Annotated in this window: 14 protein-coding genes; 7 read left to right on the top strand and 7 right to left on the bottom strand. The window is 42.6% G+C overall.

Annotated features, from left to right (window positions below; translation table 11 throughout):
* Positions 1 to 143 precede the first annotated feature (143 nt).
* Positions 144 to 1,595 carry a formate transporter FocA gene (gene focA, locus MSG33_RS03265; RefSeq protein ID WP_012842317.1) on the top strand — a complete coding sequence of 484 codons (1,452 nt, stop codon included), beginning with the start codon at positions 144 to 146 and terminating at the stop codon, positions 1,593 to 1,595.
* Between the two features lie 138 nt (positions 1,596 to 1,733).
* Here the strand turns inward: focA and MSG33_RS03260 are convergent, their stop codons facing one another.
* From MSG33_RS03260 to MSG33_RS03250, 3 genes are all read right to left on the bottom strand, one after another.
* A complete protein-coding gene (locus MSG33_RS03260; RefSeq protein WP_248379836.1) occupies positions 1,734 to 2,303 on the bottom strand; it encodes a YceI family protein in 570 nt (189 codons plus the stop codon).
* A complete protein-coding gene (locus MSG33_RS03255; protein WP_012842319.1) occupies positions 2,300 to 2,839 on the bottom strand; it encodes a cytochrome b in 540 nt (179 codons plus the stop codon). The genes MSG33_RS03260 and MSG33_RS03255 overlap by 4 nt, the downstream gene beginning before the upstream one ends.
* 174 nt (positions 2,840 to 3,013) lie before the next feature.
* Positions 3,014 to 3,256, bottom strand: a complete 243-nt coding sequence (locus tag MSG33_RS03250; protein ID WP_005395529.1) for a DUF2164 domain-containing protein — start codon at positions 3,254 to 3,256, stop codon at positions 3,014 to 3,016.
* 186 nt (positions 3,257 to 3,442) lie between these two features.
* On the opposite strand from MSG33_RS03250, the gene MSG33_RS03245 reads away from it, so the two are divergent.
* Entirely contained in the window at positions 3,443 to 4,075 is a 633-nt protein-coding gene (locus MSG33_RS03245; protein WP_005395531.1) for a hypothetical protein, read from the top strand.
* A gap of 186 nt (positions 4,076 to 4,261) precedes the next feature.
* On the top strand, positions 4,262 to 5,050 hold the full coding sequence (locus MSG33_RS03240; RefSeq protein WP_248379835.1) for an EAL domain-containing protein: 789 nt from the start codon (positions 4,262 to 4,264) through the stop codon (positions 5,048 to 5,050).
* Positions 5,051 to 5,077: 27 nt separating this feature from the next.
* Here the strand turns inward: MSG33_RS03240 and MSG33_RS03235 are convergent, their stop codons facing one another.
* Positions 5,078 to 6,337, bottom strand: coding sequence for a DEAD/DEAH box helicase (locus MSG33_RS03235; protein ID WP_085343685.1), 1,260 nt, complete (start codon positions 6,335 to 6,337; stop codon positions 5,078 to 5,080).
* Positions 6,338 to 6,404: 67 nt separating this feature from the next.
* Positions 6,405 to 7,007 (bottom strand): ACP phosphodiesterase, encoded by a 603-nt coding sequence (locus MSG33_RS03230; protein WP_248379834.1) that lies wholly within the window; start codon positions 7,005 to 7,007, stop codon positions 6,405 to 6,407.
* A gap of 568 nt (positions 7,008 to 7,575) precedes the next feature.
* Here MSG33_RS03230 and MSG33_RS03225 point away from each other — a divergent pair.
* On the top strand, positions 7,576 to 9,006 hold the full coding sequence (locus MSG33_RS03225) for a methyl-accepting chemotaxis protein (protein ID WP_248379832.1): 1,431 nt from the start codon (positions 7,576 to 7,578) through the stop codon (positions 9,004 to 9,006).
* Between the two features lie 429 nt (positions 9,007 to 9,435).
* Here the strand turns inward: MSG33_RS03225 and MSG33_RS03220 are convergent, their stop codons facing one another.
* Both MSG33_RS03220 and MSG33_RS03215 read right to left on the bottom strand, forming a co-directional pair.
* Positions 9,436 to 10,104 carry an HAD-IA family hydrolase gene (locus MSG33_RS03220; RefSeq protein WP_005397612.1) on the bottom strand — a complete coding sequence of 223 codons (669 nt, stop codon included), beginning with the start codon at positions 10,102 to 10,104 and terminating at the stop codon, positions 9,436 to 9,438.
* A gap of 194 nt (positions 10,105 to 10,298) precedes the next feature.
* Positions 10,299 to 10,808, bottom strand: coding sequence for a hypothetical protein (locus MSG33_RS03215; protein ID WP_006742250.1), 510 nt, complete (start codon positions 10,806 to 10,808; stop codon positions 10,299 to 10,301).
* A 266-nt stretch (positions 10,809 to 11,074) separates the two neighbouring features.
* On the opposite strand from MSG33_RS03215, the gene MSG33_RS03210 reads away from it, so the two are divergent.
* From MSG33_RS03210 to MSG33_RS03200, 3 genes are all read left to right on the top strand, one after another.
* The gene (locus tag MSG33_RS03210; RefSeq protein WP_005397614.1) at positions 11,075 to 11,545 is read left to right on the top strand and encodes a CreA family protein; all 471 of its coding nucleotides are present in this window, start codon (positions 11,075 to 11,077) and stop codon (positions 11,543 to 11,545) included.
* 232 nt (positions 11,546 to 11,777) lie between these two features.
* On the top strand, positions 11,778 to 13,082 hold the full coding sequence (locus tag MSG33_RS03205) for an inosine/guanosine kinase (protein WP_005397615.1): 1,305 nt from the start codon (positions 11,778 to 11,780) through the stop codon (positions 13,080 to 13,082).
* A 236-nt stretch (positions 13,083 to 13,318) separates the two neighbouring features.
* The gene (locus tag MSG33_RS03200) at positions 13,319 to 15,067 is read left to right on the top strand and encodes a formate--tetrahydrofolate ligase (RefSeq protein WP_248379830.1); all 1,749 of its coding nucleotides are present in this window, start codon (positions 13,319 to 13,321) and stop codon (positions 15,065 to 15,067) included.
* Positions 15,068 to 15,361 lie beyond the last annotated feature (294 nt).

Here is a 15,361-nt window from a genome sequence, read left to right as displayed (position 1 = left end):
ATTCTGACTGTGCGGTTCGGGAACACCGCAAGCCTCAATGACTTTGAGACTGAAGTCATTGAGGCTTCTAAATAAAAACAACAATTTCATTTTTGAGTTAATAACCAAGGAATTTTTATGCGATTACAAATTAAGGAGTCAATATGGCGGTGACCAGCTCTCAAAATCACCAGTACTTTTCTCCAAAAGAAATGATGGCTGAAGCGGAAAAATTTGCGTTAAGTAAAGCAAACAAAACCAGCAGTATGACACTGAGTCTTGCCATCATGGCGGGCGCGTTCATTGGATTGGCGTTCTTGTTTTACATCACGGTGACTACTGGCAGCGCTGGCGCTGGTTGGGGCTTAAGCCGTCTTGCTGGCGGATTAGCATTTAGTATGGGCTTGATCCTCATCGTGATCTGCGGTGGTGAACTATTTACCAGCTCAGTTCTTTCCAGTATCTCATGGGCCAATAAGCAAATCTCGTTCGGAAAAATGCTTTCTATTTGGGGCAAGGTTTACGTTGGCAACTTCATTGGTGCGATGTTCCTACTTGCGCTAGTTACTGCAGCTGGTCTTTATCAAATGGATAGCGGTCAATGGGGGTTAAATGCGCTTAACATCGCGCAGCACAAGCTTCATCACACTCTCATTCAGGCGTTTGCGCTCGGTATCCTTTGTAACCTATTGGTCTGCCTCGCTATTTGGTTAACGTTTAGCTCTGCAAATGCAATGACAAAAGCAGCAATGACAATCATGCCTGTGGCCATGTTTGTCAGCAGTGGCTTTGAACACTGTGTCGCGAACATGTTTATGGTTCCACTTGGCATTGTTATCGCTAACTTTGCACCTGAGTCTTTTTGGGCCTCCGTCGGTGTGCCCGCTTCACAGTATGCAGACCTAAATATTGGCCACTTTATTACCGCTAACTTAATTCCTGTCACGCTTGGCAACATCGTCGGCGGAGCGGTTTTAGTTGGTCTTGCAAACTGGTGTATTTTTCGCCGACCAGAACTAAAAGCAGCGAATATCTCTTCTATCACAACGACTACAACACTCTCGTCAGTTAAGGATTTCACCATGAAAAACGCATCTTTTGTTAAAGATATTATGAACCCAAAACCAGTTACCATCAGTGCAGAAACACCGATAGCAATCGCACTGGATGTGCTACTTGATAACAACGTAACTAGCGCACCTGTTGTAGACGTACAAAATCGATTGGTTGGCTTCTTCTCTGCTCACGATGTGATGGTAGAACTATGGTGTGAGGACTACATTCCGGTGAAAGACCAAAAAGTCGTCGACATCATGAGCCGCGATGTGGTCGCAATTGATGCTGGTGATCGTCTCGTTGATGTTGTCGAATTCCTATGTATCGATAAAGAGCAGTTGTACCCAACGAGCAGCATGGGCATCGCCACTCGCATGACGTCTTTATCTTTAGAAGAACGCGCAAAAAGCATCAAAGTGAGCAAGCCACAAGTACTTCCTGTACTTGAAAATGGCCAGATGGTCGGTGTTGTTACTCGTACTGAAGTATTAAAAGCACTACGCCCGATTTTTGGTGAGCGTTTAAACCTAGTAGAAAAAAACGAGTTAGAAACAGCGTAATTCATTAAACGATTGCAACGTCTGTTGGCTTTCAATCGCTGTCACTGACTGGCTTGCCAATGTTGTCGATTGTGATTGAGGTAATAAAAAAGCGCTCTTCCGTTGGAGAGCGCTTTTACTGTATCTAAAAGAAGTTCGTTACTTCTTAACGCCTTCGATATGAAGTTCCATATCAACATAACTTGAAGCACCCATTACTGGGATATCAAAGTCAGCAAGCTCGAGGCGAGTGTTACCAACGAAGCCAGCGCGCTCACCACCCCATGGGTCATTACCTGCGCCAACAAATTCAGCTTCGATAGTAATAGGCTTAGTAACACCGTGTAGCGTTAGATCACCAGTTACATCTAGCTTGCCATTGCCTTTATCAACCACTTTTGTGCTTTTAAAGGTCGCTTCGCTGTATTTACCAGCATCAATGAAATCACCACTACGAATGTGCTTGTCACGTTCAGCGTGGTTGGAGTCTAAGCTAGTTGTATCAACAACAACATTTACTTTTGAATCAGCAATGTTGTTCTCATCAAAAGAAAAGTCACCAGAAAATGTATTGAAACGACCTTTGATGAAGCTGTAACCCAAGTGACTAACTTTAAAGTTAATTGAAGCGTGAGCACCTTTGGTATCGATGACATAATCTGCAGCTTGCGCACCAAATGGTAGTGCCATAGCGATAGCTAATCCTGTAGCGAAGAGTGACTTTTTCATTTTGAAGCTCCTAACATTTTTCTTAATGTGTTGTCTTTATCGATAAAGTGGTGTTTTAGCGCAGCAATAGCGTGCAAACCTGCTATCAGGATGACGGCCCAAGCTGCGTAGAAGTGAATTTCACCCGCTATGTCTGATTGTCCTGGGAATAACTCTCCCGCTCCTGGCACGGTAAACCAATTAAACACTTCGATACCGCGTCCATCAGACGTTGAAATGAGGTAACCTGAAACAAAGATGGTGACCAATAGTAGGTACATAACACCATGCGCTGCTTTAGCAGCAAGCACTTCGTAAGGTTTGCCTTCTACCTTTGGTGACGCCGTAACATGTTTCCATACAATGCGTGCCAAAGTTAAAATAGCGAGTAAAATACCGACAGAGCGATGGTAATGTGGCGCAGTTCGATACCATTCGCTGTAATAGCTAAGGTCGACCATCCACAAACCCACTGCAAATAGACCAATAATGCACAGCGCAGATAACCAGTGCATCACGCGTGCAGTAAGGTTGTAATTCTTTACCAGTGTATCCATCTCAAGTTCCTAGATATATTCCTAAGTTAATGTTGAGTAAGAAACACTACATTAACCTATTTACGTCATATGAAACAGATTATTTACCATCATTTACATCCAGCCAATGGCACCGTATCTATCAAGTTGTTCGAATTTTTTGAAGGAACTTTAAATCGTTTATAAAACTGAAACTTACAGCTTAACTTCTTGTTCTATCTCATACAGCTCTTCGGACACTTCTAACATTCTACGTTCAACCAGTGATTTTGCATCTTCCACCCCCTTGTTGTAATAAATTGGCCCTAGTTTTTCTGTAATGAAATCAATAAGAAATTCACTATCGAACTGGCCAATCTCAACATCTAGTTCGTCCTGCATATAATCTTGAATGGCGGTTGCCAGCGTTTCTTTTTGTGCACGTTCTAACTTTATCATCTTTGCCCTTTTTCAGAATTTTGTTCTATGTGTGCTTCTATCGTCTTGCTCTCTTAAAGAGTAGGCGCGATCATTTGTGAGAAATTTGGTGTTTAGATCAAGAAGTTGCCGAAGTAAATTAGTCTATTCTCAAAAGACTATGCTAACCTTTTGCAGTTCGTTTTGTTAATTATTAAGGGATATTCTTTGCTACTCGACCTAGTGATTCAAAGTGTTAATGATTTTCAAGACGACTGTCTTAAGCTGTGTGAAAAGCATTACCCTGCGGTACATAACCAAGGCATGAGTGAGCATCATCTTGGTCTCGCGTTTTCAAGAAGAATGGAACACACTTTCCGTCACTTCGGATACAACAGCGTGGTAAAACCAATTGAAGTTTTAAATACTCCGGACCTGCCTCATCACTACCGTATTTCATCTGAAATAGGCACGGTTTGGGTCCTGAGTCACCATATGGTCAGTGCGGGAAAATCTTGTCGAGAGAACTTACTCTCATCAATTACGGAATGGCAAAGCGAATACGGTTATGCGCTGCAACCGAATGATCTACTCTTTTTAGTTTGTGATCACTGGATCAGTCGCAGCAAAACGAGCCGAGAGTTGCTTCATTGGTGGATGGGAGAACTGCCCGATCAGATCAACGAATACACGGAGCAAGGCATCACGCTGTACACCAGCGAATCGCAGCTCACGCAATCGTTAGACACTCGATTTGGCATTAGCCCTTGTTACATTAAGTTTGGTCATCCTTTGCGTCGCTCGAACAAACAACAGTTGGTCAGAAAATACTTACAACTGTATGCAGTACTACAATGGTAACATCAAATTGCAATAGGAAGATTGTCAGTCATTTCATCAATTTGTTTGATATCACTCGACAAATCTGATCATCTCTTACCATCATTCTTGCTTGAGTTCATGAGCCCACTTAGATTCACTGCCAATGAAATAAAAAATTAGCGCGATAGCGCTGATGTAGAAGCATTGATTTAGGTTGTTGTAACAATGATGAGCACCTCGCAACTTCTTAGTTGCATCCGCAAACAAGCCGACGGGCAATATATTGCGAAATACGCAAAGCTCACTCTTCGAAGTGTCTTTCAACCTATATATAAAAAAGATATTTCTATCGTTGGCCTTGAGGCACTAGTAAGAATTACCAATGCTAATGGCGCCATGATCAGGCCAGATCAGTTTTTCCAATCAAAAACCATTGCCGCTCAAGACCTACTCAATGTTGAACGCTTAAGTCGCCTAATTCATATCAAAAACTTTGCCCAATCTCACTTTCACAATAAACAACTGTTTCTTAATGTATTACCAGAAGCAGCAAAAATACTAGCCAGAGACATCACGTACAATAGGCTGCTAAAACAAACCATTTATCAATCTCATTTAGTAAATGAACAAATCGTCATGGAGTTGCTTGAGTTGAACGTAGAAGACGAGTCCTCTTTGTCGCAAGCAGCTCGTGAATTAAGCCAAGGCGGGTTTAAATTGGCGATCGACGATTATGGCGTCAATGCATCGACAATTGAACGAGTGAAAGGCGTTCGTCCAGACATAATAAAAATGGATCGCTCGTTAATGCTGAGATACGAAAATGGTGACTGGAAAGCTCTAGTCGATGCATTATCACTAGCAAGAACGTTGCGCTCTAAAACCGTTATCGAAGGAATTGAAACCGAGCATCAACTTAACTTAATGAAAAAACTCGGTTTCGATATGTATCAAGGATACCTACTCGCTATCCCGCAAACGTTAGACGTTTATGAAGAGGCAAAAACAGCCTGACTATGTAAGAACAAAAGTTTGTGCGGTTTAGCGAGAGTTACGTGATTTACCACGGTTCTTATGAATCGCTAATTTTGCTTTTAGCTTACGCTTCTCTGATGAACGGCTTCGACGGCGTCCACTACCATTTTTCTCAGGCTCGACTTCTTCTATAAGGCTTGGCTCGAAGCCTGCCAACCATTCTTGCGGTAGGCGTTGATCAAGCAAATTCTCGATAGCATGCAATAAATATTCTTCATCCCGACTCATTAGAGAGACAGCTAAACCTGACTTTCCTGCACGGCCAGTACGGCCTATACGGTGGACATAATCTTCGGCTTTAAATGGCATATCAAAGTTCACCACTTGCTCTAACTCTTGAATATCCAGTCCTCGTGCAGCTACATCTGTCGCAATCAACGCACGCACCTTACCTTGTTTGAACTCATCCAACGCTCTTTGACGCGCACCCTGTGACTTATCCCCGTTAATTGAAACCGCTTTTATGCCATCTAACTTAAGCTCTTTTGCTAGCTCATCGCTACCTTGCTTAGTTTTTGTAAATACAAGCACTTGCTGCCAATTGCGCGAGCCAATCAAGTACGCCAATAATTCACGTTTACGCTTTTTGTCTACCGGATAAACCATCTGTTTTACCGTTTCAGCCGTCGTGTTTGCTGGTGACACTTCAACTTCAACCGGCGATTCCATGAGTTTGTACGCAATAGTCTTGATTCGCTTTTCAAATGTCGCAGAGAACAACAGGATCTGTTTTTCGGCGGGTAAACGTCGGAAGATGCGTTGCAAGTCAGGCCAGAATCCCATATCTAACATACGGTCGGCTTCGTCTAGAACGAGCATACTGGTTTTGGAGATGTTTACGTTGCCATTAAACAGATGATCCAAAAGGCGGCCTGGTGTTGCAATCAAAATATCAGCGCCCTCTTCTAACTTCCTCTTTTGTACGCCAATGCTTGTACCACCATAAACACACACAATGCGAAGTTCGGTTTGTGCAGAGTACTGATTCAAATTATCAAATACCTGCTGCGCAAGCTCGCGTGTTGGAACCAAAACCAATGCTTGAGGCGTACCGTTGAGTTTCTTTTGCTGAACGGTTTGTATAATAGGTAAACCAAACGCAGCTGTTTTCCCCGTACCAGTTTGTGCAGCAGCAAGTAAGTTCTTTCCTTCAAGGACATGTGGAATAGACTTTTCTTGCACTGGTGTTGGCGTCACGATATTTAGATTGCTTAGCGTCTCGATTAGCTTTTGTTCAATACCTAAGTCAGCAAAATTAACAGACATGTGTAACCTCATTATTTTTGGAGCGCAGAGTTTACCAGAGCCCCAATAGCCATACTACTTTTCTATTTCATTGGGCTGAATCAATAAGATGTTGCTGAAAATCATACGACTGGCGTAAAACGTCTCGATAGAGTGTCGAGAACTTCTCTTCCAATTCTGTGTAATCACTCTCAATCACTTTAAATGTTGTAGTAAGGTCAGCCATTCTCGAGCTTCTTTGCGACATTCGATGTAATGCAAATTCGATATTATCCAGGTCTTGGTATGACTGAAGCCATCGACCGTGCCACATCCGGCTGTGGAGCACCAAAAAACGCGGCGGCAAATGTTCATTAACGTCACGGTTTACTCGCTCGTATGCCAAGTCGACAAAGTGTTCGAGAGATACGGCATAAAAGTCGTTCCAGTGTTTTGCGAGACAATGGTCCCAGAACATATCGAGAGCGATAGGTGCAAAGCGCCGCGCAGTACCTTTGAAGTGAGGTTTGCATTCGTTAACAATAGGATGGTGATCGGTAATGCGGTCAACAAATCTATGTAATTTGATGCCGTTCGAGATATCACGTTCATACAGCTTGCTTGGATCTCCTTTTACGAAGTCTCCAAGCAAGTTTCCCAATAAATGGCTGTTACAGTGGTCTGCGATATGCAGGTGGGCTAGAAAGTTCATCCGACGCCAGTTTTGGCCTTTAAGGCTTGGTGTGACATGAACCTAGTATAACGTCAATTACGACGAGATGAGAGTGTTCCGCTATTCGGCTTCGTTGTCTGAGCCAACGTATTCCGACAAGATAATGCCAATTTCAAGCGCATCTAGCAGCTCTAGGCTCTCATCGTTTTGGTATTGGTCGCTCATTGTGACCTCCTTTATTTTAAGCTCTCTTGCTTGTACTTGCTGACGGCTTGGCCTTGCCATATCCACGTCAACAACTCCTTTTTATAGTCTTTATATGACACATTCATGACAGCGAGAAGTAAAGATTTAAAAACCTATGAGCAGAATCAAAAGTAAACGTTTGCAACCAGATTTCATATCTACTTAGCACTTCAGAGAAATCGCTCTTTTATCAATATTTATGTCAATTTAAAGATATAACATACCGTTATAGGCGTCCTTAGATCTCATTTCTTAAACTAAATTTAGTTTTCGTTACATATTTTGCTGATTAACTTCGCATATTTTGTTTCGATATAGCAATAGATTTGGTCAATATCTTTTATCTCTAATGGAGCTTTAAATGAGAGAAGTTGAGTTTAGAACGATAGACAGGCTGTTTATCAAGATGTCTATCAACGACAAAATGTGGGTTATATTCCTGCTGTTTTTAGTAGCCCTCACTTCTGTGGCTGGAAGCCGCTACTTCAATGAAATACAACAATTTAAACAACAAGCGATTTCTGCTAGCGAAGCGAAACTTTCTGGTATTGTTGACGCTCAACCAGGTCATATTCCACAAATTAACGGCGTATCGAAATCAAGTCGCGTAAGCGAGAGCTCTTTTGTTGATGGCTCTGTCACCGCTTATGCAAAGTTGCATTCTGGCGAAGTGATTAAGTTGACTCAAAACGTATCCGCGCAATACGAATCTGCAAAGTCGTCAGCCTTAACCTCTCTGTTACTCAGCTTTTTATGGGTTGTTCCTTTTGCCCTTTTCTCTTACTGGGTTGCGACCTTTATAGGAGGCGCCCTGTGGGTTTTATATACGACAACCGAAAAAATTGGTGAAGGTGATTTAACCTCTCGCCTTGGTTTCCATCCTGGTCGAGACGAGTTTGGCACCATTGGTTGTGCGTTAGATAAATCTATGGACACCTTAAGTGAACTGGTTAACAGTGTGAAAAATAATGCGGCTACATTGAGTGAGACATCTTCTGCATTCGAAAAAGATATGCAGTTGAGCGAAACGCAGATATCTCATCAATATCAAACACTCGATTCCGTCGCGACAGCAATGGAAGAAATGACAGCCTCTGCAAAAGAAGTATCCAGCATTTCCCAACAAGCGACGATGCAATCCGATCAGGATGCTCAAAAGATCGAGCTAAGCAGAAATCGCGTGCAAAATGTGATTGGAGAAATTGAGACGTTATCCAGCTATATTGAACAGGCTTCCACGTCAGTAACCAACTTAAATGAGAACACGACACAGATCAATGACGTTATTACAACGATCAATGCCATTTCAGAACAAACCAACCTATTGGCTCTGAATGCGGCAATTGAAGCAGCACGCGCTGGTGAACAAGGTCGTGGATTTGCTGTGGTTGCTGATGAAGTGCGTACATTGGCAAGCCGAACTCAACAGGCAACAGTAGAAATTCAAGCCATGATTGAGAAACTACAAGCCGAAAGCCAGAACATTGCTTCAATCACTGATCGAACCGTTCAACAAGCGCAAACCAGTAGCCAGCTTATTGATGAAATTGGTCATGATGTGACGTCCATTGCTGAATCCGCACGCTCATTGATGGACATGAGTATCCAAATTTCCACCTCAGCAGAAGAACAAAGCGCAGTCGCCAACGATATTGCATCTGAGCTTTCAGAAATTCGCAGCCAGTCGAGCACAATCAGAGAAGTTGCAGAGCAATCTACCGTAGGGGTAGCTAGTCTCACTCAGGCGTCAGTGTCTCTTGGTGAGGTATTACAGCGCTACCGCACAGCATAACTTTGCAGCATTTATGATCCACAAGGGCTCCTGATGAGCCCTTTTCTTTAAACCGTTTTCAGCCGTTATCGTCGATATTTTCTACTACACACAAGTGGATATTTGAAGTGAATCTCAAGTTCTCGCTGTACCTGATGAAATAATGTTCATAAACAAAGCGTTCCGCTATGCTTAATCCTGCCAATTCCAATTTGCTGCTGGAAAACAATATGAATAATTACAAAGATACAAAAGACATCGAAAACCTAAGTTGCCCACTCTGCCAGGGGGATGAATATCTCATTTCATCGGATGGAGAGAAATTCACATGCGCTGCTTGCGGATTTCATACAAAAAGCTTCTCATCCATCCAATGCCTACATCAAACCCCTTACCTACAGTCCAAACTTAAACATATCCATAGCTTAAGTACGGTGTGCCATTAAGAGATTAAACAGAGCAGCTAAATAGCTGCTCTTTTAATTCATCTAAATGTTGAATGCGAATTACGCGTTCATCATCAACACGATTGATTGCCTCACCATTAAATAGCTGTACGGTTTTAATGCCAGCGTTTAATCCCGCTTCTACGCCTTTAGGTGTGTCATCAATATAAAGACAGTCGCTCGGTAAAAAGCCCATGCTCATTGCACTGTACATAATTAAGTCAGGTTCAGGCTTCCAACTATTCGCATCGAATGCAGAGAACACTTTCCCCTGGAAAGCATCGAGCAATCCTGTTAACTCCAATGCGTATTCTATTTTATCTTTCGGCCCATTGGACGCGACACAATATTCGATATTATGCGAATCCAAAAACTGAATTAAACGCTTTGCGCCATCCATCGGCTGTAAGTGGCGAACAAAAAGAGACTGGACTTCTTCACGGTATTGCGGCTCTAAGACATCAATAGGGACTTTGATATCTTTCAGCTCTTTAGTATCTAACAGGATGTCAGCGAGCTTTCCTCCTTTAAAATGAGAAACGCACTCTTCCATCGTTAATTCTGCGCCATGCAGGTTAAATACATTGACGAGAGCTTGGCAACACAATCGTTCACTATCGACCAACGTACCATCACAATCAAATATCACGCACTTAATATTGGTAATTGCCATAGCCATCTCCAGACATCTTAAAGGCTAATGCCCTAGCTGATTTTAAAAATGTTGGCTTAATCTTATTTAAGTTTGGGATTGTTGAAACGACGAGCTTGGCATTTCATGGAAATAGAGGGGAGCAATTACAGTTTTTCTAAGCAAGATCACCTATCGTCATCTTGCTTTGCTTTTTATGCATTTGAGTGCGCAAATTAGCTTTCAATAATCACCGAATCTAAAAGCTTGTGTTCGGTACTTAGTCTTTTAGCAAGATCCGCCACAAACGAACTCTTGTATTTTGATTCAGAAACCGCGACATCAGAGATAAGCGTGTTTCCTTCAAGGTGGCTAATAATAGCGGCACCAATTGGAGCTCCAGATTTAAAACCAACATATAATTCAAAATCTGGTGTTAGAATTATCTGAGTGAGATATTCCACAATCATATCTTTATCGTACTGTTGATCCCAACGCTGAGACTGCAGGACAGAAAACATGATAGTAAGCCGGTGAAAATCGACCAGAAAAATATCGTCAGAGCTAAATTCAGAATTACTCTCAAGTAGCGTGTCTTTGTCGACCACTTGATAGGTTGCTTGTTCTAGTGCTTTGAAATAGACATCACGCCCTTTCAGACTCTCTGGTGTTGGAAATTCAACTTCAACCAGATCATACAGCCATGTATTTTTACGCTCGATACTGGCTAACTGTTGTTCATTCATTTTGATACCTTAGTTGCAAAACGAAATGTGCAAAGTGTTTCATTCTCACATAGAGTGAAGCTTAGACAGAGCGACAAGCGATATAAAGTCAAACATATTGGGAGAAAGTATGGTCACTCTAACTCATCATTTCGTTTAGAGCAGTACATTAGCATGAAGCCTACAACAAACCTAGCGTACGTAGACCTTTCCTTGGCTAAATTTTGTTTTAGTTGCAAACCTCTGATAGATTTCATCAATATCTTTCCTAGTTAAGGACAAAAATAATGAAAAAGATGCTGTTAAGTGCATTGCTTGCTACTACGCTGGTTGGTTGTTCAGATAACGATGTTGCTGATGTAGGACTCGGTTGGTTTACTTTGAAAGACATCAAAGTAGGTGAATTAAAAGACGAGGTAGTCACGGGGGTAACGTGTCATATAGCTTCTATCGAAGCCGATTTTAGCTTAGCGGATCCAAGTGACAGCTCAATATCATGTCGTCAGACTGGCGAAATCACGCCGGAAATGATTGCAAAAATAGATAAAAGTAAGTCTGGCGAAATTGTATTTAAGAAGTCAAAAAGTATTTTCTTCAAAACAATGAAGGTTCGCCGAATTTATGATGCAGACAACCAAACCTTGCTCTACCTGTCTTACACAACAAAAGAGACAGACGGTAGCTTTAAGCACAGCCTATCGACAGTTCCACTTTGGGGTACCAAGGCTTACGTTGAGCCTACTGAAGTGAAAAAGTAACGCAGCTAATTTTGGGTAGCTCCAAGCTCGTTGTTAAAGAAAATAACCGCTCAACAATCTGAAAAGCGACCAATTGCAGTACTATAAGCATCAGCAATTTAGGCTATCTTGGTCGCAATTTCTCCAGCTCGCTGATTTTTTCAGCGGGCAAACTTCTTTGTAATAAAACGCCACGATTTTCATTTTTTTGTGATACAATCCCGCCTCTTTTTTTTCTCACTCAAGAACAAGCATGAAGTTTCCTGGTCAGCGTAAATCTAAACACTACTTCCCAACTCACGCTCGAGATCCATTAGTAAACCAAATCCGACAAGCGCCTAAGCTATATCGCCCAACTATTGTTGGTGTCGGTCAAACCATCGTAGATATCGAAGCGCGTGTAGATGATGCGTTTTTAGAAAAATACAACCTAAGTAAAGGACATTCACTCGTTCTTGAAGAAAGCAAAGCAGATGCACTTTACGAAGAACTGGTTGAGCAAGGCCTGATCACACACCAATACCCAGGTGACACGATTGGCAACACGCTCCACAATTACTCAGTATTGGCGGATAGCAAATCCGTTTTGCTCGGTGTGATGTCCAAGAACATTCAAGTTGGTTCTTTTGCTTACCGTTACCTTTGCCGCACGTCTTCACGCATGAACCTCAACCACCTACAAACGGTAGATGGTCCTATTGGTCGTTGTTATACCTTGATTTCTCAAGATGGCGAACGCACATTTGCTATCAATGAAGGTCACATGAACCAACTACTTCCAGAAAGCATTCCTGAAGAGATCTTTGAGAAAGCATCAGCTCTGGTTGTTTCTTCTTACCTCATGCGCGGCAAAGAAGAGGATCCAATGCCGAAAGCGGTACAAAAAGCGATCGACTTTGCCAAGAAGCACGATGTCCCTGTTGTACTAACTTTAGGCACAAAATACGTTATCGAAGGTAACGCGCAGTGGTGGCAAGAGTACATTCGCGAGAACATATCTGTTGTTGCAATGAATGAAGAAGAAGGCGCGGCATTAACAGGCGAGACAGAACCGCTAGCGGCTGCTGATAAAGCACTTGAGTGGGTTGATCTTGTTCTATGTACTGCTGGCCCAAATGGCCTATACATGGCAGGTTACACCGACGAAAAAGTAAAACGAGAAACCACACACGACATTCTTGAAGGTTCAATTGAAGCCTTTAACCAATACGAATTTAGTCGCGCGATGCGTAAAGGAGATTGTGAGAAGCCAATGAAGGTATACTCTTACATTGGTCCTTACCTGGGTGGTCCACTAGAGATAAAGAACACCAACGGCGCAGGTGATGCGGCGCTTTCTGCTTTACTGCATGATATGGCTGCAAACTCTTTCCATCAAAAAGAAGTGCCTAACTCAGAAAAGCACGAAGTACGCTGTTTGACTTACTCATCACTTTCTCAGATCTGTAAATATGCAAACCGAGTAAGCTATGAAGTGTTGACGCAACACTCTCCTCGCCTATCGCGAGCACTTCCTGAACGAGAAGATAGCTTAGAAGAAACTTACTGGGATCGTTAAGATCACAGCTTTAAAGCTAAAAATACATCAAGGTCACCATTTGGTGGCCTTTTTGTTTTGATCTGGCGCAGTAATTAGTAGATTTTGTTAGTATGTAGCACAGTATAGAGCAGTAAACTCTTTACATACCGAATCGAAACAGTACCATCACCGAGCAAACGTTTGCCCAACAATAATACTTGCTCCAACTCAGATTGTTTTTCAACACTACCTGCGAGTCACTTTAGGGATTATCCATGCAGTCAGATATTGAAATTTGCCGAAACACACCACTTTATTCTATTGATGTTATTGCGGAAAAAGTAGGGTTACTACCCGAAGAATATGACACTCACGGGAAGCACAAAGCCAAAGTCCATCCAAAATGTTTGGAGCGGCTCAAAGAGAATGATAACGGTAAGCTTGTGCTTGTTACTGCGATCACTCCTACCCCACTTGGCGAAGGAAAAACCGTTACAACAGTCGGACTGGCGCAAGGTTTAGCTAAGCTTAGACAATCCGTTATCGCATGTATTAGACAACCTTCTATGGGACCTGTATTCGGTATTAAAGGCGGTGCTGCTGGCGGTGGTTATTCCCAAGTTGCTCCAATGGAAGAACTGAACTTGCACCTTACTGGTGACATCCATGCGGTGACGGCGGCGCATAATCTAGCTTCAGCCGCGCTTGATGCTCGCTTGTATCATGAACAACGCGAAGGCTATGATGCCTTTGAGGCACGTACTGGATTAAAGGCACTTAAAATCGATACGGCAAGCATTACTTGGAAACGAGTAATGGACCATAATGATCGTGCACTACGTAAAGTCAAAATTGGGTTAAATGAGCCAGGAAAAGCCATCAATGGATACGAACGCGACGAAGGGTTCGATATTTCTGCCGCGTCTGAGTTAATGGCTATCATTGCACTGGCTAAAGATTTGAAAGATTTACGTCAGCGTATCGGGAAAATTGTCGTAGCGTACGATTTGAACGGAAACCCGGTAACCACTGAGGATCTGCAAGTTGCAGGAGCAATGGCTGTGACATTAAAAGAGGCCATTGCACCGACACTGATGCAAACTCTAGAAGGTGTTCCTACGTTGATTCACGCAGGCCCGTTTGCAAACATCGCCCATGGAAATTCATCTATTATTGCCGACGATATCGCGCTAAAACTATCAAGTTACACCGTAACAGAGGCGGGGTTTGGTTCGGACATGGGATTTGAGAAAGCGTGTAACATTAAAGCTGCCGCCGCCAGCAAGGCGCCAGATTGTGTAGTGATAGTAGCAACATTACGCGGCCTCAAAGCAAATTCTGGACACTACGATTTACGACCAGGTATGGCCATTCCAGATTCCATTTTTAATCCAGACCAAGCAGCATTGGAAGCGGGATTTGAAAACTTAAAATGGCACATTAATAACGTCCATAAATATGGCATTCCAGCTGTTGTCGCTATTAACCAGTTTCCGCAAGATTGTGAGAAAGAGCTTAAAATACTTAAAGAGCTGGTTCAGAAATTTAATCCGGAAGTTAAAGTCGCTATCAGCACCGCTTTTGCGCAAGGCGGGCAAGGCACTACTCAGTTAGCTCAACATGTTATTGACGCTTGTACCCAGCCTACAGAGTTTCGTCCTTTATACAATAAAGAACAATCGTTACACGAAAAACTTATGGCTGTGTGTGAAGCTGGCTATGGTGCCGCCAATATAGAAATGAGTTCCCTTGCTACTGAACAGCTCAACCATTTTGAAAATCTAGGTTTTGACAACTTAGCGGTTTGCATAGCGAAAACTCCACTATCGATAACAACAGATTCCGCTGTCAAAGGAGCGCCGACAGGTTTTACAGTCCCTATCCGCGAGTTACGTCTGTGTGCTGGCGCTGGGTTTGTGTATGCGTTATCAGGCACGGTGATGACGATGCCAGGTTTGCCTGATAAACCTGCATTTATGAATTTAGACCTTGATGATGAAGGAAATATCGTCGGTCTCTCTTAGTGTAACGTCAACGTATAGTTGACTATAAAGGAAGCACGTTTAAAGAGTGAGTGGTTTACTTCTATATCCACTCACTTTGAACAGACGAAGAGGCGTGCTTGATTATCTTTATCTTACTGTTTTATCCTCACTTTACATTGTAAATCCATACTTATTTTCTCCCCTTCCCTATAATCTTGCGCCAATTTGATGCACGGCCTACTTAGCACTTCACTAATGTGGTGCAATTACCTTGCGATGAACTTTTAACCCCTTTGATTTTTAAAGAGATATTCTATGGCTCGAATCTTGTAC

It is taken from the genome of Vibrio sp. 1CM7H (genome assembly GCF_023161645.1).
Classification (GTDB): domain Bacteria; phylum Pseudomonadota; class Gammaproteobacteria; order Enterobacterales; family Vibrionaceae; genus Vibrio; species Vibrio diabolicus.
This window is presented reverse-complemented; position numbering and strand designations above follow the sequence as displayed.

Bases quoted from the DNA above. Each gene is read 5' to 3' on its own strand.
- focA (WP_012842317.1), top strand. From the start codon at position 144: ATGGCGGTGACCAGCTCTCAAAATCACCAGTACTTTTCTCCAAAAGAA.
- MSG33_RS03260 (WP_248379836.1), bottom strand. From the start codon at position 2,303: ATGAAAAAGTCACTCTTCGCTACAGGATTAGCTATCGCTATGGCACTA.
- MSG33_RS03255 (WP_012842319.1), bottom strand. From the start codon at position 2,839: ATGGATACACTGGTAAAGAATTACAACCTTACTGCACGCGTGATGCAC.
- MSG33_RS03250 (WP_005395529.1), bottom strand. From the start codon at position 3,256: ATGATAAAGTTAGAACGTGCACAAAAAGAAACGCTGGCAACCGCCATT.
- MSG33_RS03240 (WP_248379835.1), top strand. From the start codon at position 4,262: ATGATGAGCACCTCGCAACTTCTTAGTTGCATCCGCAAACAAGCCGAC.
- MSG33_RS03235 (WP_085343685.1), bottom strand. From the start codon at position 6,337: ATGTCTGTTAATTTTGCTGACTTAGGTATTGAACAAAAGCTAATCGAG.
- MSG33_RS03230 (WP_248379834.1), bottom strand. From the start codon at position 7,007: ATGAACTTTCTAGCCCACCTGCATATCGCAGACCACTGTAACAGCCAT.
- MSG33_RS03225 (WP_248379832.1), top strand. From the start codon at position 7,576: ATGAGAGAAGTTGAGTTTAGAACGATAGACAGGCTGTTTATCAAGATG.
- MSG33_RS03220 (WP_005397612.1), bottom strand. From the start codon at position 10,104: ATGGCAATTACCAATATTAAGTGCGTGATATTTGATTGTGATGGTACG.
- MSG33_RS03215 (WP_006742250.1), bottom strand. From the start codon at position 10,808: ATGAATGAACAACAGTTAGCCAGTATCGAGCGTAAAAATACATGGCTG.
- MSG33_RS03210 (WP_005397614.1), top strand. From the start codon at position 11,075: ATGAAAAAGATGCTGTTAAGTGCATTGCTTGCTACTACGCTGGTTGGT.
- MSG33_RS03205 (WP_005397615.1), top strand. From the start codon at position 11,778: ATGAAGTTTCCTGGTCAGCGTAAATCTAAACACTACTTCCCAACTCAC.
- MSG33_RS03200 (WP_248379830.1), top strand. From the start codon at position 13,319: ATGCAGTCAGATATTGAAATTTGCCGAAACACACCACTTTATTCTATT.